Here is an 18,485-nt window from a genome sequence, read left to right as displayed (position 1 = left end):
CCCCCTCTCCTCCCCTCCTGTCCCCGTCCGCGCGGGCGGCGCCGGTCCCACCGGTGCCTCCTGTCCCCCGAGGAGCCCCATGACCGTGCCGGCCTCCATGTCCGCCCCCGTCCGCCCGCCCCGTTCCCGCCGCCGGGGCCGCCCCGCCCCCGGCGCGGAGCCGGTCACCGGCACGGGCCACGTCCCGGCCCTGGAAGGACTGCGCGGTCTCGCCGTCCTCGGCGTCCTGCTCTTCCACGCCGGTCACTTCGGCGGCGGCTTCCTCGGGGTGGACCTCTTCTTCGTCCTGTCCGGGTTCCTCATCACCGGACTGCTCCTCAGGGAGGCGCGTGCCGCCGACGGCCGTATCCGCCTCGCCGCCTTCTGGGGGCGACGGGCCCGCCGTCTGGTGCCCGCGCTCGCCGTCATGATCGCCGGAACGCTGGTCCTGGTCACGCTGTTCGGCGCGCCTTCCCTCCGGCGGCAGGCCCTCGACGACACCCCCTGGGTGCTCGCCAACCTCGCCAACTGGCACTTCATCGCCGAGCAGACGGGCTACTGGCAGGCGTCCGGCACCCAGGTGTTCAGCCATCTGTGGAGCATCGCCGTCGAGGAACAGTTCTACGTCGTCTGGCCCCTGCTGGTCGCCCTGCTCGTCCGCGTCGGCCGTCCCGGCGGGAGCGAGCGGCTCGTCGCCGTGGCGGCCACGGCCGGAGCGCTGCTCTCCCTCGCCCTCATGATCACGCTCGTCGATCCGGTCGACACGACACGGGTCTACGAAGGCACCGACACGCGCGCCTTCTCCCTGCTCCTGGGCGCGCTGGCGGCGACGGAGCCCGCCTCCCGGCTCGTCCGCCGGTTCGGGGAACGGGCCAGGACACGGTGGGCCGCTGCCCTGGCCGCCGCCATCACGGCGTACTGGCTGACCGCCGACGGACAGGGCTCACCCTGGCTCTTCCAGGGCGGACTCTTCCTGCACGCCCTGGCGGCGGCCCTGCTGATCGCCTGCGTGGCCCACGCCCCTCGCGACGGAGCCGGTCACACTCCGCACGGCACGGACGCCCACGATCCAGACAGTGCGGACGTCCACGCTCCACACGGCGCAATCGCCCACGCTCGGCACGGCGCGGTCGCCCGCATCCGGCGAGGAGTGGTCGCCCGCGTCCTCTCCGTACCGCCGCTGCGTGGCCTCGGTCTGCTCTCGTACAGCCTCTACCTGTGGCACTGGCCGGTGTTCCTGCTGCTGGACGAGGAGCGGCTGGGCCTGACGGGCTGGAGCCGGACCGTCGTGCTCCTGGCCGTCTCCCTCGCCGCCGCCCTCCTCTCCAAGCTCCTGGTCGAGGACCCCGTCCGCTTCCGCGCGCCCTGGGCATACGGCCGTACCGGCGCGGTGGCCCTGCTGGGCACGCTCGCCGCGCTCCTCGCCCTGTGGGCCTTCCTCCCCCGGCCGCAGCTCGGCGCGGGCACCGTGGACATCACCCGCCTCAGCGCCGACGGCTCCGCCGCCACGGGATCGTCCCGGAGCGCCGCTCCTGCGCCGGGCGCGCCCATGAGTCCGGGCCCGTAGGGGTGACGCGACCCTCAGGGGTGACGCGACCCGGGTGGGCTGTCCGGCCCTTACGGGGAGTTCGACCCGGGTGGGGGCCGACCCGTAAGGGGCGCGTCCGCTACGGGTGTGAGCCCGCCAGCGGCGCGGCACGGTCGAGGTACCGCGTCGCGTAGGACCGCCAGGGGCGCCAGGCGTCCGTCCCCGAGGGGTCCGGCTCCGGGGTCCCCGGTTCCGGACGGTCCGGATTCGAATAGCCCGCTTCCGATCGGCCCGGTTCCGGGTGGTCCGGATTCGGGTGGTCCGGCAGGGAGACGTCCGGGTCGCCGAGTGCTCGCATCCGGATGAGGGCGGCGGCCCCGGCATCGACGCCCGGGACGGACCGCAGGGCGCGCTCGGCCTCGTCGCGGTCGGCGCCGGGGTCGAGCCGGACGTCGCCGTCGGCGAGCGCGCGGGCCAGCGGACCCGCGACGGGGTGCCCGGTCAGTGCCCGGGGCTCCGGGAACACATGGGTGAGGGTGCCGCAGCCGGTGGCCAGCGGCGTACCGTACGCCTCGACGACCCGGGCCGACTCCGCCGCGCCGAGGACCGTCCGCAGTGCGAACTCCTCCGGTTCGGCCGTCCCCGGGGAGCGGACGCCGGGCCTGGCGGCGACCTCGGCGGCCAGTCCCGGGACGGCGCCGAGACGCTCGGCGACCGCGTACGGGTCGGCGTCCAGGTCGAAGAGGCGGCGCAGCCGGTGCACGGCGGTGGTGAGGTCGCGCAGTTCGGTCAGATGGATCCGGGCGTCCAGCCAGTGCCCGGCGGACCGTTCGTCCACGGACACCACCCCGGTGCCGTAGGGCAGTCGCAGGGTGCGCCGGTAGGTACGGCGCCCGGGGGCACCGACGACCTCCTCCACCCGGGGCACGGCCTCGGCGGCGAGCAGGTCGAAGACCTCGTCGGCGGCGTACGGCCCCCGGTGGGCCAGCCGCAGCGGCACCCCGGCGGCGAGCGCGGTCCGTGCCCCGGCCCCGCTGCCCGCCTCGGCGCGCAGGTCGGTGGGGGTGCGGGCGTAGACGGTGCGGATCGTCTCGTTGAACTGGCGGACGCTGGCGAACCCGGCCGCGAACGCGATCTCGGTCACCGGGAGCCCGGTCGTCTGGAGCAGCAGCCGTGCGGTGTGCGCCCGCTGGGCGCGGGCGAGCGCCACGGGACCCGCGCCCACTTCGGCGGTGAGCTGGCGCTGTACCTGCCGGGTGCTGTAGCCGAGGCGTCCGGCGAGACCGGGCACGCCCTCCCGGTCGACGACCCCGTCGCCGATCATGCGCATGGCACGGCCGACGACATCGGCCCGGACGTCCCAGGCGGCGGAGCCGGGCACGGCGTCCGGGCGGCAGCGGCGGCAGGCCCGGAAGCCGTGGCCCTGGGCGGCGGCGGCCGTCGGGAAGAAGGCCACGTTCCGCCGCTTGGGGGTGACGGCGGGGCAGCTGGGACGGCAGTAGATCCCGGTGGTCCGTACGGCGAAGAAGAACTCTCCGTCGAAGCGTGCGTCCCTGCTGCTGACCGCCTGGTAGCGGGTGTCGTCGTCGGTCACGTCTCCCAGTGTGCGGCCGTACGCGGGGCGCGGCTCGCGGTTTTCGGACGTGACGCTGCCGGGCGGCGGGGAGCGGCGGGCCGGGAGCGGGGGCCGCCCGGCCTCCGCTCGCCGCGCTCAGCCGGAACCCCGGCCCGGTCGGACGGACCGGACCGGTCCAGGGCAGACCGGACCGGGCCAGACCCATCACCCGGGCGGGCCGAGGAACGGCCGCGCCCGGCGGCCCGTACCGCGCGGGCCCTGTCCCGGCCCGTCCGGCACCCGCCCGCGCACCGGCACCGGCACGGCACTGGCACGGACCCGACCCCCGGCACACGCGCCCCGACCCGGCCGCGTCCCGCCCTACCGGACGCGTCCGCGCTTCAGTTCCATCGCCTGGCGGCCCTCCGCGCCCTTGCGCTTCCAGTCCTTGAGGATCTCGGTGCGCAGGCGGGCGTCGGTCTTGGCGACGAGCCGCTGGTTCTCCCGGAGGAGCTTGCGGTAGCTGTCGAACCGGCGCACGGGCAGCGAGCCGTCCTCGATCGCCGCCGCGACGGCGCAGCCCGGCTCGGACTCGTGGGCGCAGTCGTGGAAACGGCACGCACGGGCCAGCTCCTCGATCTCCGAGAAGACCTGGCCGACACCGGTCTCGGCGTCCCAGAGCCCGACGCCGCGCAGTCCGGGGGTGTCGATGAGGACTCCCCCGCCGGGCAGCACGAAGAGGTTCCGGGTGGTGGTGGTGTGACGGCCCTTGCCGTCGATGTCACGGGCCGCCTGGACGGCCATGACGTCCTGGCCGACGAGGGCGTTGGCCAGCGTGGACTTCCCGGCGCCGGAGACGCCGAGGAGCACGGTCGTCCCGCCCGCGACGACGCCGGACAGCACGTCGACCCCTTCGCCGGTGGCGGAGCTGAGGGGCAGCACCTGGACACCGGGGGCGACCGTCTCGACGTCCTCGACGAGGTAGGAGAGCCCGGTGGGGTCGGGGACGAGGTCCGCCTTGCTGAGGACCACGATCGGCTGGGCGCCGGACTCCCAGGCCAGGGCGAGGAAGCGTTCGATGCGGCCGAGGTCGAGGTCGACGGCGAGGGAGACGGCGATGACCGCGTGGTCGACGTTGGCCGCGAGGATCTGTCCCTCGGACCGCTTGGAGGACGTGGACCGCGCGAAGGCCGTACGGCGCGGCAGGCACGCCCGTACGTACCGGGGGTCGCCGCCTTCGGGATCGACGGCGGCCCAGTCGCCGGTGCAGACGACCCGGAGCGGATCGTGCGGGGTCACGAACGCGGTGTCGGCGCGGACGGTCCCGTCGGCGGTGGCGACGTCGCACTGCCCCCGGTCGACGCGCACGACCCGCCCGGGGACGAGTCCCTGAGCGGCGTACGGGGCGAAGGACTCGGCCCAGCCGGAGTCCCAGCCGTGGGCGTCGAGCACGGCGGAGGAGAAGGAGGAGAAGAGGGAGGAGGAACGGTGGGAGAGCGGGAAAGACAAGGGGGACCCTTCACAGGGGCGGCCCCGGCGCTGCGTGTCTGAACAGTGAGGTCAGCCGGTGGCCACGGAGGTGGAGTGGACGAGCTTCTGCGTGAGGGCGAGGCCCTTCGTGGCGACGACAGCCATCTGTCACACCTCCTGTGTCTCTGTTTCCGCGCGCGGTTCCTCCACGCGTCCGTACGGCGGCGCCGCACGGGATCCCGTGCCGCGAGGTCGTACGCGAACACGGTAGCCGGACCGTTCCTCCGTACGCCAAGGGTTTTTCTCAGACCACCGCGAGCAGGACCATCAGTGCCGCCGTGAGGAGCAGCGTCATCGGGACGGCCAGGGTGCCGGGGGGCGGGACGCGGAGTCTCGGGGCGGGTGGTGCCGCTTCCCCGGTACGGACGGCCGTGGCGCGGGCGCGGGCCAGGGCGTCGGCCGGGGGGTGTCCCGGCAGTTCCACCCGCCAGGGGCGGCGCGGTTCGTGGCGGACGACGGCCGCGCGGTGGGTGCGGGCGTCCTGGGGATCCAGCAGGTTCTCGACCTCGATCCGGTACGGGGGTCCGGCATCCGGCAGCACCGTGAGGTCGAAGACGAGCGCCGCGCCCCGGGCGCGGACCGAATGGAGCCACGCGGGCGCGTGCGCGGCCCGTCCCGGGTCCACGGGGCCCTGGGCCGTGCCCGGCCGGTGCCGCAGACGCAGCCGGGCGAGGTGGATGAGGAGGGCGTAGGTGGCGTTCAGGCCCAGCATCATCAGCCAGCGCGGGCCCTGGAGCGCCCCGTGCGCGAGGGCGGTGACGGCGACGGCACCGGGGACGGCCACGGCGAGGGTGCCAAAGCTGAGGGCGAGGCGCAGCAGGTCGCCGAGGGGGACGCGGTAGGTCCCGGGCCGCGCGAGCGGCTCCGTGGCGGTGGGCCGGTCGCCCTCCGGGGCCGGGCCGCCGCCCGGTTCCCCGTCGCCCTCCGGCGCGAGTTCCGGATACAGCTCCTGGTAGCGATCGGGGTTCATGGGGCGCAGGCCCGGCGTGGTGCCCGCGAGGAGCAGGAGGGCGCCGAGGGCCACGAGTCCGTAGGCGACGACCACGGCATGGTCGTCCTCGCGGCCCAGGAGGAGCCCGAAGGCGGCCAGGAGCACGGCGAGTCCGGCGGCCCCGGCGGCCCCGAGGAAGGGGGCGGCGAGCAGGACGGCGCCCACCGCCGAGGGCGCCGCGAGGAACAGCGCGCCGCCCGCCAGCTGGTCGGTCCCGCAGCCGTCGGAGTCGCAGGTCCAGCGGACGGCCGAGCGTTCGGTGGCGTACACATGGCAGAGGAACCAGGTCTGCCAGAACAGCAGAACGGCCGCCGCGGCCCAGGGCCAGGAAGTCCGTGCGTACGCGCGCGTGTTCATGCGCCGACCGTAGTGGGTGGGCCGGGCGGCGGGGAGGCCCGGTCCGCCCACGTCCGATTCGTTCAAGACCCGTTCCGGTTCGGTCATCTACGTTTCCCTCATGAACACAGCACCCCGCATCACCCCTCAGCTGGACCTCGTCGGTGTCGTCGTCTCGGACATGGGGGCCTCGCTCGGTTTCTACCGGCGGCTCGGGATCGAGCTGCCCGAAGGGAGCGAGGGGGCGCCGCACGTCGAGGCCGTACTGCCCGGCGGGCTGCGGATCGCCTGGGACACCGAGGAGACCGTGCGGTCCTTCGACCCGGGCTGGACGCGGCCCGTCGGCGGGAACCGCGTCGAACTGGCCTTCCGCTGCGCCACGCCCGAGGACGTGGACGCGGTCTACGCGGAGCTGACGGCCGCCGGGTACCAGGGGCATCTGAAGCCCTGGGACGCCGTCTGGGGCCAGCGTTACGCCGTGGTGCTCGACCCGGACGGGTCGGGCGTGTCGCTCTTCGCGGACTCCGGCAGCGAGGCCGCGTAGGCGCCGAGGGTGGTCCCCGCGAGGGCCCGGGTCTCGCGGGCCAGATGGGCCTGGTCCGCGCAGCCCGCGCGGACCGCCGCCTCGGCGTACGGCACTCCGGCGCGGACCAGGGCCAGCGCCCGCTGGAGACGGAGCACCCGGGCGAGCGTCTTGGGGCCGTAGCCGAAGGCGTCCAGGGAGCGCCGGTGGAGCTGCCGTGCGCCGAGCCCGACCTCGTCGGCCGTCTCGGCGACGGCACGCCCCGCGCCGAGCCGTGCGACGACGGCGCGCAGCAGCGGGTCGGGGGCGGGGGCGTCGGCGGCCCGGACCCGTACCAGCGCGTCGAGGGCGGTCGCCGGGTCCGGGGCGGCGGTGATCCGTTCGCCGAGCCGTCGGGCCTCGGCCCCGCCCCACAGCGCGCCGAGGTCGATCCTGCGGTCGCGCAGTTCACGGGCGGGGACGCCGAGGAAGCGGGGCGCGTCACCGGGCGCGAAGCGGATTCCGGCGTACCGGGCGGCGGTCTCGCCGGGCACGTGCGCGCGGGTGTCGGGTCCGGCGACCATGAGGTGCCCGTCGGCCCAGATCAGGTCCATGCATCCGTCGGGCAGCACGGCCCGGACCGGTCCCTCGTCGGGGACGGCGGTACGGCTCCACAGGACGGCACCGTCGAGCAGGGCGGGGCGTTCCTCGTACACCCCTCCAGCGTAGGCCGTCGGAGCCGGGAACTCCCCCGGGACGAAGGCCGTTGGAACGTGCGGACCCGGGGGACGAGCGGATCTGGACCGTGGAGGTCGGTATGGCTCGGCAGGGGGCGCTTCGGCGCGGGTTCGGTGTGGTGGCGGTGGTCGTCGCGGTGACGGCGGGCACGGTGACGGCGGCCTCGGCGGCCGGTGGGGACGGGAGGCACGGTGCGACCCGGGCCGCGATGGCGGAGCTCGTACGGGACGAGGGGCTGCCCGGGACGATAGCGGGGGTCCGGGAGGGCGACGGCGACTGGTCGGCGGCCGTCGGCGTGGCGGACACCTCGACCGGGCGGGCGCGGTCGGCCCGGGAGCGGTTCCGGATCGGGAGCGTGACGAAGACCTTCACCGCGACGGTGGTCCTCCAGCTCCAGGCGGAGGGAAGACTCGACCTGGACGACACCGTGGAGAGGTGGCTGCCCGGCGTGGTGCCGCCCGACGGGACGCACAGCCCGGTGATCACGGTCCGGCAGCTGCTCGGGCACCGCAGCGGGCTGTTCTCGTACGACGAGGACCCGCTGATGATCGAGCGGCTGGCCTCGCCCGCCTTCCTGGCGCACCGCTACGACACCTACCGGCCCGAGGACCTGGTGCGGATCGCGGTCTCCCACCCCCGGCTCTTCGAGCCGGGCGAGAAGGTCTCGTACTCCAACACCAACTACATCCTCGCCGGGATGATCATCGAGAAGGTCACCGGCCGTCCGTACGGGTGGGAGATCGAGCGGCGGATCGTCCGGCCCCTCGGTCTCTCCGGGACGAGCCTGCCCGGCACCTCGGCCGGTATGCCCCGGCCGCACGCGCTCGGCTACTCCACGCTGTTCGGCGGCAGCCCGACTCCGCTGGAGACCACCGAGCTGAACCCCTCCTGGGGCGGTGCGGCCGGGGAGATGATCTCCACGACCGCCGACCTGACCCGCTTCTACGCGGCCCTGATGCGCGGGAAGCTGCTGCCCCGGGCGGAGATGGCCGAGATGGTCCCCGCCACCGGCGGCCCCGGGCTCGGCATCGGCACCGCGAAGCTGAGCTGCGGGGTCACGCTCTGGGGTCACGACGGCGGCATCCACGGTTCGTCGACGGTGGCGCTGACCACCCGCGACGGACGGCACGTGGCGGCCTTCCACACCAACGCCGACTGGGTCGTGGGCGAGCGGCGGCTCATGGAGGCCGAGTTCTGCCGCTGAGCGGCACCTCGGGGGCAGTTCGTCAGGTCCGGGAGCGGATCGGGTCGGGGTGCCCCCGCCGGTCCCCCTCCTGCCCGGCCTTAGGGGCGGGCGAGGGGGATACTGGGCGGGAGAACCGCCCCAGCGCCGAAACCGCTCCGGAGGGGGTCGTGCCGGTGGGGGCGTCGTCGTCGGAAGCCTTGTGAGGGGAGCCGTTCCATGACCACGGCGAAAGACCTGTTCCTGAGCGCCATGGAGCCGGAGCCCGGGCGTTCCGTGGGGCAGGGCGATCTGTCGCTCGCGCTCGCGGGAGCCGAGCTGATCGATCTCATCGGGGCGGGGGCGGTGACCGTGGACGGCGACCGCGTCGTGCCGGGCGGGGCCTGGGCGCCGGACGATCCGCTCCTTCGCCGGGCCGTGGCGGAGGTCGACCGGGAGGCGCCCCCCGAGCCGATCGAGGACTGGCTGTGGCGCCGGGGCCGGGGCCTCTCGGCCACGTACCAGGAGGCGCTGGAGGCGGGCGGTGAGCTGATCCGGAAGCGCGACCGCCGGTCGCCCTTCGGCGCGGGACACGTCGAACCGGCCGACACGCCCGCGCGCGTGCGGGCCGCCGACCGCAGACGGGAGGGGGAACCCGTACTGGCCGCCCTCTCCTCGGCCGTGGGCATCGGCGGGAGCGACGGATTCCCTGAGGAGCCCGACGACGGTACGGGCGTGGGCACCGGCGGGGACGACCGGGACGGCGACGGCACCGGAGCCGACGACGGCGGGCCCGTCGACAGTGGGCCCGACCTCGGGGACGACGCGGTCACCGCCGTGGTGGCCCGCGTCCACGACGCGGTGATGGAACTGGAGGCCGTACGCCAGCGGCGGGCCATCGAGGGCTCCGCCTTCGCCAATCTGTGGCGCGGAGTCTGAGCCCGGCCCCCGGGCCGGTCAGTCCTTCTCGCGGCCGGAGTGCAGCCGGGACTTGACGTCGTCCGGGGGGAGGAACCGGGACCAGCGCTCCGGGAACTCGGACGGCATGTCCGGGTCGTCCTCGTCCACGTCCTCCGCCTCCGCCCGCACCCGGGCGACGAGTTCCGCCGCCTGGACGGCGCGGGCCCGCTCGTTCGCCTCGCGGGCGGCGGCGGTGGCGACGGACGGCCAGACACGGTCGATGGCGGCGTTCACGGCGGCGCCGACGAGGACGGCGAAGGCCGAGATGCCGATCCAGAGGAGGACCGCGATGGGGGCGGCGAGCGAGCCGTAGATCGTGGGGCCCTCGACCTGGCTGGTGAGGTAGATCCGCAGCACGAAGCTCCCCAGCACCCACATCCCGAGCGCGACGAGCGAGCCGGGGATGTCCTCGATCCACGGCGACCGCACCGGCACGGACACGTGGTAGAGCGTGGTGAGGAAGGCGATGGAGAGCAGGATGACGGCCGGCCAGTAGAGGACGGAGACGACCTCCGTGCCCCAGGGGAACAGCGCCACCACCCGGTCGGGGCCGACGACCGCGAGGGGCAGGACGACAGCTCCGATGAGCAGCGCCACGATGTACAGGAGCAGGGCGAGCAGCCGGGTCTTGACGATGCCCCGGTGCCCGTCGAGGCCGTACATGACGGTGATGGTGTCGATGAAGACGTTCACCGCGCGGGAGCCCGACCAGAGGGCGATGGCGAAGCCCAGGGAGATCAGGTCGGGCCGTTTGCCCTGGGTGACGTCGTCGAGGAGGGGTTCGGCGATGTCGCGGACGCCCCGGTCGGAGAGGACCGTCCCGGCCGCGTGGAGGATGTTCTCCCGGATGCTGGCGACGGTGTCCGTGTTGGTCCAGCCGTCGACGTAGCCGAGGACGGCGATCAGACCGAGCAGCAGGGGTGGCAGGGACAGCAGCGTGAAGAACGCGGCCTCGGCCGCGAGCCCGAGGATGCGGTACTCGATGCACGAGTTCACGGTGTCCTTGAGGAGCAGCCAGGCCATCTTCCGCTTCGAGACGTTGCGGTAGAGGACACGCGCGCGGTGGAGCCTGCTCCAGGGCCGCCGCTCGGGCCGTTCGGGTGTTTCGCTTGCTGCCTGCACCTGCTTACCGTATCGGCATGGCACCGAGCACCCACACCGTGACCAACCAGCCCCCTCCCCTGGTGGGACACGACGTCTTCACGAGCGACCGGGCGCTGGCGGAGGCGGTCGAACGGCACCTCGCCCCCGAACTCCTCCCGGAGGCCCGTGAGGAGCTCACCGCGCTGGGCGTGGCTACCGGATCGGAGCAGGTGCGGGAGTGGGGCGAGCGGGCGAACGCGAACCCGCCCCGGCTGCGGACCCACGACCGGTACGGGCACCGGATCGACGAGGTCGAGTTCGATCCGGCCTGGCACCGGCTCCTGGGCCGTTCGGTGGGGGCGGGCCTGACCAACGCGTGGGGCCGTCCGGGTGGTCATGTCCGGCGGGCCGCCGGGTTCCTGGTGGTGTCCCAGGCGGAGGCGGGGCACGGCTGTCCGCTGTCGATGACGCACGCCGCCGTGCCCGCGCTGCGCGCCGAACCGGAACTCGCCGAGGTGTGGGAGCCCGCGGCGCTCTCCTCCGTCTACGAGCGGGAGCTGCGGCCGGTCGCGGAGAAGTCCGGGGTCCTGCTCGGGATGGCCATGACGGAGAAGCAGGGTGGCAGCGACGTCCGGACGAACACGACGGAGGCGCGCCCGCTGGCGTCCGACGGGGAGTACGTCCTGACGGGGCACAAGTGGTTCTGCTCGGCGCCGATGTCGGACGGGTTCCTGGTGCTCGCCCAGGCACCGGAGGGGCTGACCTGCTTCCTGGTGCCCCGGGTGCTCGCGGACGGTTCGCGGAACGCCTTCGCGCTCCAGCGGCTGAAGGACAAGCTGGGCAACCGTTCGAACGCCTCCGCCGAGGTGGAGTTCGACGGCACGACATGGGCGCGCCGGGTCGGCGAGGAGGGGCGCGGACTGCGCACCGTCATGGGGGCGGTGGCGGCGACCCGGCTCGACTGCGTCCTCGGTTCGGCGGCGCTGATGCGGCAGGCGGTGACGCGGGCCGTCCACCACTGCGCGCACCGCCGCGCGTTCGGCGGGCTGCTCGTCGACAAGCCGCTGATGCGGAACGTGCTGGCCGATCTGGCACTGGAGTCGGAGGCGGCGACCGTCCTGGGGATGCGGCTCGCCGCCGCGTACGACGCCGGTACGGAGCGGGAGCGGGCGCTGTTGCGGATCGCGGTGCCCGCGGCGAAGTACTGGGTGACCAAGCGGTGTACGCCGTTGGTGGCGGAGGCCCTGGAGTGCCTGGGCGGCAACGGCTACGTGGAGGAGTCCGGGATGCCCCGGCTGCTGCGGGAGTCGCCGGTCAACTCGGTGTGGGAGGGCTCGGGGAACGTACAGGCCCTCGACGTGGTCCGGGCGCTGCGGACCGAGCCCGCCGCCCTGGACGCGCTGCTGCGGGAGGTGGGGGCGGCGCGCGGCGCGGACCACCGCCTCGACCGGGCGATCCGGGAACTCCTGGGGGAGCTGGCGGACCTGGACGGGGTCGAGGCGCGGGCCCGGCGGCTCGCGGAGCGGCTGGCGCTGGTCCTCCAGGGGGCGTTGCTGGTGCGCTGGGCCCCGCCGGAGGTCGCGGACGCGTTCTGCGCGGCGCGGCTGGGCGGGGACGGCGGCGGGGCCTTCGGCACCCTGCCGCACACCCTGGACCTGCGGAGCCTGGTGGACCGGGCCCGGGTGGAGGCCTGAGGGAGCCGGGCCCGCAGGGGGCGGGAGCCTGGGCGGCGGTCCGGTGTCGCGCTACGAGGCGGGGCCGGGCGATGTGGGCCGGGTGGCGCGGTGGGGCTCAGGCGCTGTCCGACGGTCGTGCTTCGGGGGCGGGGATCCGGAGACCGTAGAGGGTGGAGCGGTTGTTCTCGGTTCAGCCGGTGGGCGGGGCGGGCTCCGCTCCGGTCCGGGTCAGGAAGTCGGTGAGTACGTCCGCGAGTCTTTCGGGCTGGTCCTCCGGGACGAGGGTGGAGGAGTCGGCGATGACGACCAGTCGGCCCTGCGGGTACAGCTCGGCCAGGCGGGGGCCGTGCTCACGCGGCATCAGTCGGTCCTCCGTCGCCCAGACGACCAGTACCGGGCGGTCGAAGGCACGCAGTCGCTCGCTCCAGGCCAGCAGGGTCCCACGCCTGGGCGCCGAGGTGGCGAACTTGGCGAAGTCCCTGCGGATGGCCTTGCTGCGGGTCGCGGGAGCGAACCAGTCGTCCATGATCTCGTCCGGGATCCCGCGCAGGCTCATTCCGCCGTAGCCGTTGCGGCTGTTCCGGAACGCGGGAAGACGCATGAGGCGCGTCAGGAGCCACACGCCACCGGGGACCCCGCACACCGCGGCCGCCGCCCTGGCCGGTCCGGGGGGAAAATTGTCGAACGCCTCGCAGGCCACCAGGACCAGGCGCGCGACCCGCTGGGCTTTCCCCTCCGACACCAGGAACTGGCCGCCGCCCCAGTCGTTCAGGACGAGCGTCACGTCATCGAGCCCGAGCCGTTCGATGAACTCGCCCAGGAGGAGTGCGACGCCACGATGGGACAGATCCGCGTCCGGGGCCATCGGCCGGCGATGTCCGCCGAGAGGCAGCGTGGGCAGGACACAGCGGTACCCGTGCAGCAGTGGTACCACTTTGCGCCACTGCGTCTCGTTCATCGGCAGGCCATGGCAGAACACCAGCACGGGCCCGTCGCCCCCGGTGTCCTGGTAGTCGACTGTTCCGGACGACAGCACGATCTGTGGCATCACACCCCCAGGTGACAGAGCGCTCCAAGTCCGCCCCAGTCAACACCGGAAGGCCGCCTCACGAACACCGCTCGGAGCGCTCCGTCGCCCGGTCGTCGTTCCTGACGGCCGCGCCGAGACCGCCCCCAGGAGGCCCGCCTCGGGCTCAGACGCCCGAAAGATCCTGCTCAGGCAGTGCAACCATTCGCCGTGTCATCGGTCTGTTCCGGTGGAACGGGTGCGGAGCGCACCCGGAGCTCGACGAAAGACACCTTCATGCACCACCCCCGCCGGAACCGGCTGCGGCTTGCCGCGGCCGTCACCACTGCCCTCGCCGTCACCCTGAGCGGCGGCGCCCTGACCGTACCCGCGCACGCCGTGGTCGGTGTGGCCGCCCCGGCGGCGAGCGAGGGAGACGTCGTCGGCTTCGTCGGCGCGGAGCTGACCGACGCGGGGCTGACCGGGTTCCTCACCCGGCCCGAGCGGGACCTGCGACGCACGTACACGCGCTTCTCGGACGGTGTCGGCTTCGGCTATGACGACGACCGGGTCCAACTGCGCTCCTCGCGCACCACCGACTACCTGGTGAAGTCCTTCGGAGGGAAGGTCACGGTCACCGACCTGAGCGACTCGACCGTGTTCGAGGTCCCGCTGCGCTGGGGAGCCGACCGGATCCCGGCCTATGTCGGCGCCGCCGCGGACTCCGTGTTCACGACCGCCACCACCGACACGGGAACGGAGTTCGAGCAGCACAGCGCCGCGCGCGGCACGGTGGCCGTGACCGGTCTCCCCGCTGGGGCCACGGACTTCGCGGTGGCGCCGGGCACCCCGCAGGAAGCGATCGTCACCTTCACCGCCGAAGGCAAGCCCGCATGGGGCGTGATCGACCTGGCCGACGGCACCGTCTCCGAGATTCGCGGCCGGGCACCGGGCGCCGACAGAGGCGCCATCGCCCTCTCCGCCACCCACGTCGCATGGACCGAACGTGTCGGCATCCTCACCGCGACGCTCTTCCTCCTCGACCGTACGACCGGCAAGGCCAAGCAGCTTCCCCTGCCCGACGGCGCCACGCACGAGCCCCATCTCGGTCTCGTCGGCCGCTGGGTCGTCTACGGCGAGGCGTCCGAGGTCGACGATCCCTTCCAGGACCCGCTGAACGGACTCACCGCCTACCATCCCGCCACCGGCGAGCGGGTCAAGCTCATCGACCACCTCACCGCGGCCGCCGCCGCGCCCGACGCCCTGTACGCCAGTGGCGGCACTGTCGCCCAGGGCCAGGGCGTCTTCAGGATCACGGCCAACGCCGCCGGTCGGCCCACCGTGACCCAGGTGGCCTCCAACGGCGAACCGATCACCGTCAGGATCACCGGACAGCAGGTCCCCTCCCTCATCGACCTGGACAAGAACGACGGCACCGCGCGCCTGCGCTGGGACGTCTCCCGGACGTCCGTCAAGATCAAGGCCACCCTGCGGCACCAGCGCACCGGAAAGACCCAGTCGAAGACGGAGCACTACCCCTACACGCCGAACCTGGTCCTCGACTGGAAGGGCGACATCGGCTACGAGGACGAAGCCGCTCCGAACGGCGCCTACACCTGGGAGGTCGTGGCCGAGCCCCTCAACGGCATCGGCCCCGCCGCCGTCGCCAAGGGCTCGTTCAACGTGGTCCGGACAGCCCACCCGCACGACCTCGACGACAACGGCTCCCCCGACCTGCTCGCGGCCGACGCCTCCGGCAGGCTGTGGCTCTCCGACACCTACTACTCCCGGCGCTGGAACCAGCCCGAGCGACTGGAGGCGGGCGCCGGGAGGGCCCTGGTGGGTACCGGCTGGCAGATCTACGACCGGATCGAGACCGTGGGGAACGTGGCGGGCAGCGGCGTCGGTGACGTCGTCGCCCGCGACAAGGCGGGCGTGCTGTGGCTGCACCAGGGCAACGGGCGGGGCGGCTTCTCCGGCCGGGTCCGGATCGGATCGGGCTGGCAGACCTACGAACGCCTGGCGGGCGGCGCCGACCTCACCGGCGATCGTCGCCCGGACCTGCTCGCCACCGACCGGGCGGGCATCCTCTGGATGTACCGGGGCACCGGCAACGCCAAGGCACCCTTCACGTCCCGGGTGAAGATCGGCGGGGGCTGGGGGATCTACGACGACCTCACGGTCGCCGGGAACCTCGGCGGTGCGCCGTCGGGCGACGTCGTCGCCCGCGACGAGGCGGGCGTGCTGTGGCTGTATCTGAGCCGAGGTGACGGCACGTTCGCCGGACGCCAGCGGATCGGCGGCGGCTGGCACGGCTACACGCACCTCGTCGGTGTGGGGGACGCGGACGGTGACGGGCGCGGCGATCTGCTCGGCCTCGGAGCGAAGAGCGGAGTGTGGCTGTACCGGGGCACCGGCGACTGGCGTAGCCCCTTCCAGGGCCGTCAGGCCACGACAGAGCTGACCGCCCCGGCGAGCGCCGCGCTGCCCGCGACCTGAGACGTCGGCGGACCGGCGGGGGCACGGCCCCGGCCGACGGCCGGCTCATCGAGGCGGCCGCCGACGATCCGGACCCGAGGGTCGCCGTCATCAGCGATCCATGGGGGGCGGCGCCCGGACGGGCACGCGCTCCACGGTCCGGAGACGTGCGGGAGTGGTGTCGTCCGAGGGGGGGCCGTTCGTGCCCGGCGCGGGGCGGGAAGCTTGCCGCGCGTACCAGGGGTGGACCGCAGGGGGTCGGCACGCGCGGAAAAGCGGGGGTGGTGCTGCGCCGACACGGCACCACCCGCCGCTCCGAGCACTGTCACCCAGGAGGGCGGTGAACGGCCAGGGTTGCAAAGGGTTGCAGGATTACCCGAACCGGGCCGCGCCGACCGGTTCCGAGCGGCACGATGGGCACCGGCACTCCGGGCAGCCGCCCTGTGCAGAACCGATACAGCACCCCGGGTGGCTGGGAGCGACCGATGAACAACACGCAGCTCGACATGAAGCGCCTCGCCGCCATGGACGCCGCCCGTGCCACCCGGCTGCTGCACCGGGTACGGGAGGAGACGCTGGCCGGGCGACGGCCGCCGATCGCGCCCCGCCCCGTCATCGACGCCTCCTGGCAGCGGATGGCCCGGCTCGGTCTCGACCCCGACCAGGGCACGAACAGCGTGCTGCTCCGGCGGGACGAGCTGGAGCAGCGGCGCAGGACCACGCTGCTCGCCGAGGTCCTGCAGACGCTCACCGGCGGCCTCGCCGGGATCGCCGACGCCTCGCTCCAGATCATGGTGGTCACCGACGAGCACGGCCGGGTGCTGTGGCGGCAGGGGAACTCCTCCGTGCTGCGGCGGGCGAACGGCATCTGCCTGGAGGAGGGCGCGGCCTGGACGGAGCACACCACCGGCACCAACGCGGTCGGCACCGCGCTCACCCTGGGCCGCGCGGTACAGGTGCACTCCGCCGAGCACTACGTCCAGGCCCTCCACGACTGGACCTGCGCCGCCGCCCCCGTGTACGACCCGCGCGACCGGCGGCTGCTCGGCATCCTGGACGTGAGCGGTCCCGCGTCCACGTTCCACCCGGCGATGCTGCCGCTGGTCGGTTCGGTGGCCCGGCTGGCGGAGGCCGAGATGCGGGAACGGCACCGCGGTTCGGTGGACCGGCTGCGGGCGGTGGCCGCGCCGATCCTGTGCCGGATGGGCGGCCGGGCGGTCGCGGTGGACGAGCACGGCTGGACGGCGGCGGTCACGGGCCTCGCGCCGACGGACCGCGTCCCGCTGCCGAAGTCCTTCGGCGCGGGCCGGGTGTGGCTGCCCTCGCTCGGAACGTGCGTCGTGGAGCCGCTGCCCGGCGGCTGGCTGCTGCGGGTCGAGGAGGAGAACCCTCCGGTGGACCCGGGCGCGGGGGCCACGGGCCGGGTGGTGCTCGACCTGAGCAGGCCGCGCCGCTGGACGGTGGCCGTCACGGGGGAGGCGGGCAGCTGGCAGCAGGAGCTGAGCCCCCGGCACGCGGAACTCCTCTACGTCCTGGCGCTGCACCGGGACGGCCGGACGGCTGCGGAGCTGGCGGACGACGTGTTCGGGGACCGTACGAGGACGGTGACCGTACGGGCGGAGATGTCCCGGGTGCGGCGGAACCTGGCCGGGGTCCTGGCCCACCGCCCGTACCGCTTCCGCGAGGAGGTGGTGGTGGAGGTCCTGCGGCCGGAGCACCCCGAGGACCTGCTCCCCCACTCGCTGGCCCCCGCGGTCCGCGCGCCCGCGCCTTGACCCCACCGGGCCCACCGCCCACCGGGCCCACCGCCCACCGGGCGCGCCGCCCACCGGGCCACTGGGGCCGGGGACAGCCGGAGCCACCGTGGTCCGCGGACCGACTGGCAGTCTGTCGGGCTGTCGGGCTGTCGGGCTGTCGGGCTGTCCAGAATCCGGACATCCTTGCCCGGCCACCGGTCTCCGGGCCCGGACGCCTCGCGGGACCGACAGGGAAGAACCCGTATGGAAGAACCCGTACGGGAGGTCCCGTACTGAAGGTCCCGTACGAGAGGTCCCGTACGGGAGGCTCCGCGCTCAGGAGCCCGTACTCAGGAACCCGTACCGACAGCTCCCTCTCGGGATGCGTCATCCGCCCCGACCCCCCTCGCTCCCTCCCGAGCGGCCGTGATGCGATGGCCCCATGCGCATCTCTCTCACCACCTGGTCCCTCGAACAGACGGCACCGTCCGATCTCCGGCCCTCCCGCGTCCCGGAGGGCGACGACATCACGGTCGTCCGGGCCGCGGTCCCGTCCCCCGAGTACAGCCGTTACCTCTACACCGCGGTCGGCGGCGACATCCGCTGGTCCGACCGGCTGCCGCTGTCGTACAAGCAGTGGCAGGAGATCGTGGAGAAGCCCGGCACCGAGACCTGGGTGGCGTACGACAAGGGCACGCCGGCCGGATACGTGGAGCTGGACGCCCAGGACGACGGCGTGGTGGAGATCGCCTACTTCGGCCTGATCCCCGCCTTCCGGGGCCGGGGGATCGGCGGCCACCTCCTCTCCTACGGAGTGGCGCGGGCCTGGGACCTGGCCGGACGCTGGCCGGGCCGCGAGGAGACCTCGCGGGTCTGGGTGCACACCTGCTCCCTCGACGGCCCGCACGCGATGGCCAACTACGAGCGGCGCGGCTTCCGGCTCTTCGACACCAAGGTCGAGGAGACCGAGGAGTCGGAGACCCCCGGCCCGTGGCCCGGCGCCCACGCCTGAGCCAGAGCACCAGAGCACCAGAGCACCAGAGCACCAGAGCACCAGAGCACCAGAGCACCAGAGCACCAGAGCCAGGAGACCCGTACGGGCCGAAATGCGCCACCCCGGGAGCGCCCCGGAGCCACTCCGGAACACTCCAGGAGCACCAGCCCCTCCCGCGATACTCCCCCGGCTCCCGTGGGCGCCCCCGGCGCCCCCACCCGGCCGTACCGG

14 protein-coding genes are annotated in these 18,485 nt (G+C 74.1%); 8 read left to right on the top strand and 6 right to left on the bottom strand.

Annotated elements, in window-relative coordinates; all coding sequences use genetic code 11:
- The first annotated feature begins 79 nt into the window (after positions 1-79).
- Positions 80-1,546 carry an acyltransferase family protein gene (locus ACIRQY_RS25190; RefSeq protein ID WP_403929496.1) on the top strand — a complete coding sequence of 489 codons (1,467 nt, stop codon included), beginning with the start codon at positions 80-82 and terminating at the stop codon, positions 1,544-1,546.
- A 100-nt stretch (positions 1,547-1,646) separates the two neighbouring features.
- Here the strand turns inward: ACIRQY_RS25190 and ACIRQY_RS25185 are convergent, their stop codons facing one another.
- From ACIRQY_RS25185 to ACIRQY_RS25175, 3 genes are all read right to left on the bottom strand, one after another.
- Positions 1,647-3,101: a DNA-3-methyladenine glycosylase 2 family protein gene (locus tag ACIRQY_RS25185; RefSeq protein ID WP_403929493.1), complete on the bottom strand. Its 1,455-nt coding sequence runs from the start codon at positions 3,099-3,101 to the stop codon at positions 1,647-1,649.
- A 342-nt stretch (positions 3,102-3,443) separates the two neighbouring features.
- On the bottom strand, positions 3,444-4,571 hold the full coding sequence (rsgA, locus tag ACIRQY_RS25180) for a ribosome small subunit-dependent GTPase A (protein WP_403929490.1): 1,128 nt from the start codon (positions 4,569-4,571) through the stop codon (positions 3,444-3,446).
- 265 nt (positions 4,572-4,836) lie between these two features.
- A complete protein-coding gene (locus tag ACIRQY_RS25175; protein ID WP_403929487.1) occupies positions 4,837-5,940 on the bottom strand; it encodes a hypothetical protein in 1,104 nt (367 codons plus the stop codon).
- Between the two features lie 100 nt (positions 5,941-6,040).
- Here ACIRQY_RS25175 and ACIRQY_RS25170 point away from each other — a divergent pair, with 100 nt between their 5' ends.
- Positions 6,041-6,463, top strand: a complete 423-nt coding sequence (locus tag ACIRQY_RS25170; RefSeq protein WP_351790017.1) for a VOC family protein — start codon at positions 6,041-6,043, stop codon at positions 6,461-6,463.
- Here the strand turns inward: ACIRQY_RS25170 and ACIRQY_RS25165 are convergent.
- Positions 6,391-7,137, bottom strand: coding sequence for a helix-turn-helix domain-containing protein (locus ACIRQY_RS25165; protein WP_403929485.1), 747 nt, complete (start codon positions 7,135-7,137; stop codon positions 6,391-6,393). The two genes, ACIRQY_RS25170 and ACIRQY_RS25165, sit on opposite strands and share 73 nt — an antisense overlap.
- A gap of 101 nt (positions 7,138-7,238) precedes the next feature.
- On the opposite strand from ACIRQY_RS25165, the gene ACIRQY_RS25160 reads away from it, so the two are divergent.
- Complete coding sequence (locus ACIRQY_RS25160; protein WP_403929482.1) at positions 7,239-8,363, top strand: serine hydrolase domain-containing protein; 1,125 nt, start codon at positions 7,239-7,241, stop codon at positions 8,361-8,363.
- Between the two features lie 198 nt (positions 8,364-8,561).
- Complete coding sequence (locus ACIRQY_RS25155) at positions 8,562-9,260, top strand: GPP34 family phosphoprotein (protein WP_403929479.1); 699 nt, start codon at positions 8,562-8,564, stop codon at positions 9,258-9,260.
- An 18-nt stretch (positions 9,261-9,278) separates the two neighbouring features.
- On the opposite strand, the gene ACIRQY_RS25150 is transcribed toward ACIRQY_RS25155, so the two are convergent.
- Positions 9,279-10,403, bottom strand: coding sequence for a YihY/virulence factor BrkB family protein (locus ACIRQY_RS25150; RefSeq protein WP_351790029.1), 1,125 nt, complete (start codon positions 10,401-10,403; stop codon positions 9,279-9,281).
- 17 nt (positions 10,404-10,420) lie between these two features.
- On the opposite strand from ACIRQY_RS25150, the gene ACIRQY_RS25145 reads away from it, so the two are divergent.
- On the top strand, positions 10,421-12,058 hold the full coding sequence (locus ACIRQY_RS25145) for an acyl-CoA dehydrogenase family protein (RefSeq protein WP_403929476.1): 1,638 nt from the start codon (positions 10,421-10,423) through the stop codon (positions 12,056-12,058).
- Between the two features lie 172 nt (positions 12,059-12,230).
- Here ACIRQY_RS25145 and ACIRQY_RS25140 read toward each other — a convergent pair whose 3' ends face one another.
- Complete coding sequence (locus ACIRQY_RS25140) at positions 12,231-13,088, bottom strand: alpha/beta fold hydrolase (protein ID WP_403929473.1); 858 nt, start codon at positions 13,086-13,088, stop codon at positions 12,231-12,233.
- Positions 13,089-13,343: 255 nt separating this feature from the next.
- On the opposite strand from ACIRQY_RS25140, the gene ACIRQY_RS25135 reads away from it, so the two are divergent.
- From ACIRQY_RS25135 to ACIRQY_RS25125, 3 genes are all read left to right on the top strand, one after another.
- Positions 13,344-15,545: an FG-GAP-like repeat-containing protein gene (locus ACIRQY_RS25135; RefSeq protein WP_403929470.1), complete on the top strand. Its 2,202-nt coding sequence runs from the start codon at positions 13,344-13,346 to the stop codon at positions 15,543-15,545.
- A gap of 464 nt (positions 15,546-16,009) precedes the next feature.
- The gene (locus ACIRQY_RS25130) at positions 16,010-17,299 is read left to right on the top strand and encodes a GAF domain-containing protein (RefSeq protein WP_403929467.1); all 1,290 of its coding nucleotides are present in this window, start codon (positions 16,010-16,012) and stop codon (positions 17,297-17,299) included.
- A 403-nt stretch (positions 17,300-17,702) separates the two neighbouring features.
- Positions 17,703-18,272, top strand: a complete 570-nt coding sequence (locus ACIRQY_RS25125) for a GNAT family N-acetyltransferase (protein WP_403929464.1) — start codon at positions 17,703-17,705, stop codon at positions 18,270-18,272.
- Positions 18,273-18,485: the final 213 nt, after the last annotated feature.

It is taken from the genome of Streptomyces sp. NPDC101490, from assembly GCF_044767145.1.
In the GTDB taxonomy this organism is placed as follows: Bacteria; Actinomycetota; Actinomycetes; order Streptomycetales; family Streptomycetaceae; genus Streptomyces.
This window is presented reverse-complemented; position numbering and strand designations above follow the sequence as displayed.

What these genes read in the sequence shown, in the direction of transcription:
- ACIRQY_RS25190 (WP_403929496.1), top strand. Translation starts at nt 80, where the DNA reads ATGACCGTGCCGGCCTCCATGTCCGCCCCCGTCCGCCCGCCCCGTTCC.
- ACIRQY_RS25175 (WP_403929487.1), bottom strand. Translation starts at nt 5,940, where the DNA reads ATGAACACGCGCGCGTACGCACGGACTTCCTGGCCCTGGGCCGCGGCG.
- ACIRQY_RS25170 (WP_351790017.1), top strand. Translation starts at nt 6,041, where the DNA reads ATGAACACAGCACCCCGCATCACCCCTCAGCTGGACCTCGTCGGTGTC.
- ACIRQY_RS25160 (WP_403929482.1), top strand. Translation starts at nt 7,239, where the DNA reads ATGGCTCGGCAGGGGGCGCTTCGGCGCGGGTTCGGTGTGGTGGCGGTG.
- ACIRQY_RS25155 (WP_403929479.1), top strand. Translation starts at nt 8,562, where the DNA reads ATGACCACGGCGAAAGACCTGTTCCTGAGCGCCATGGAGCCGGAGCCC.
- ACIRQY_RS25145 (WP_403929476.1), top strand. Translation starts at nt 10,421, where the DNA reads ATGGCACCGAGCACCCACACCGTGACCAACCAGCCCCCTCCCCTGGTG.
- ACIRQY_RS25140 (WP_403929473.1), bottom strand. Translation starts at nt 13,088, where the DNA reads ATGCCACAGATCGTGCTGTCGTCCGGAACAGTCGACTACCAGGACACC.
- ACIRQY_RS25135 (WP_403929470.1), top strand. Translation starts at nt 13,344, where the DNA reads ATGCACCACCCCCGCCGGAACCGGCTGCGGCTTGCCGCGGCCGTCACC.
- ACIRQY_RS25130 (WP_403929467.1), top strand. Translation starts at nt 16,010, where the DNA reads ATGAACAACACGCAGCTCGACATGAAGCGCCTCGCCGCCATGGACGCC.
- ACIRQY_RS25125 (WP_403929464.1), top strand. Translation starts at nt 17,703, where the DNA reads ATGCGCATCTCTCTCACCACCTGGTCCCTCGAACAGACGGCACCGTCC.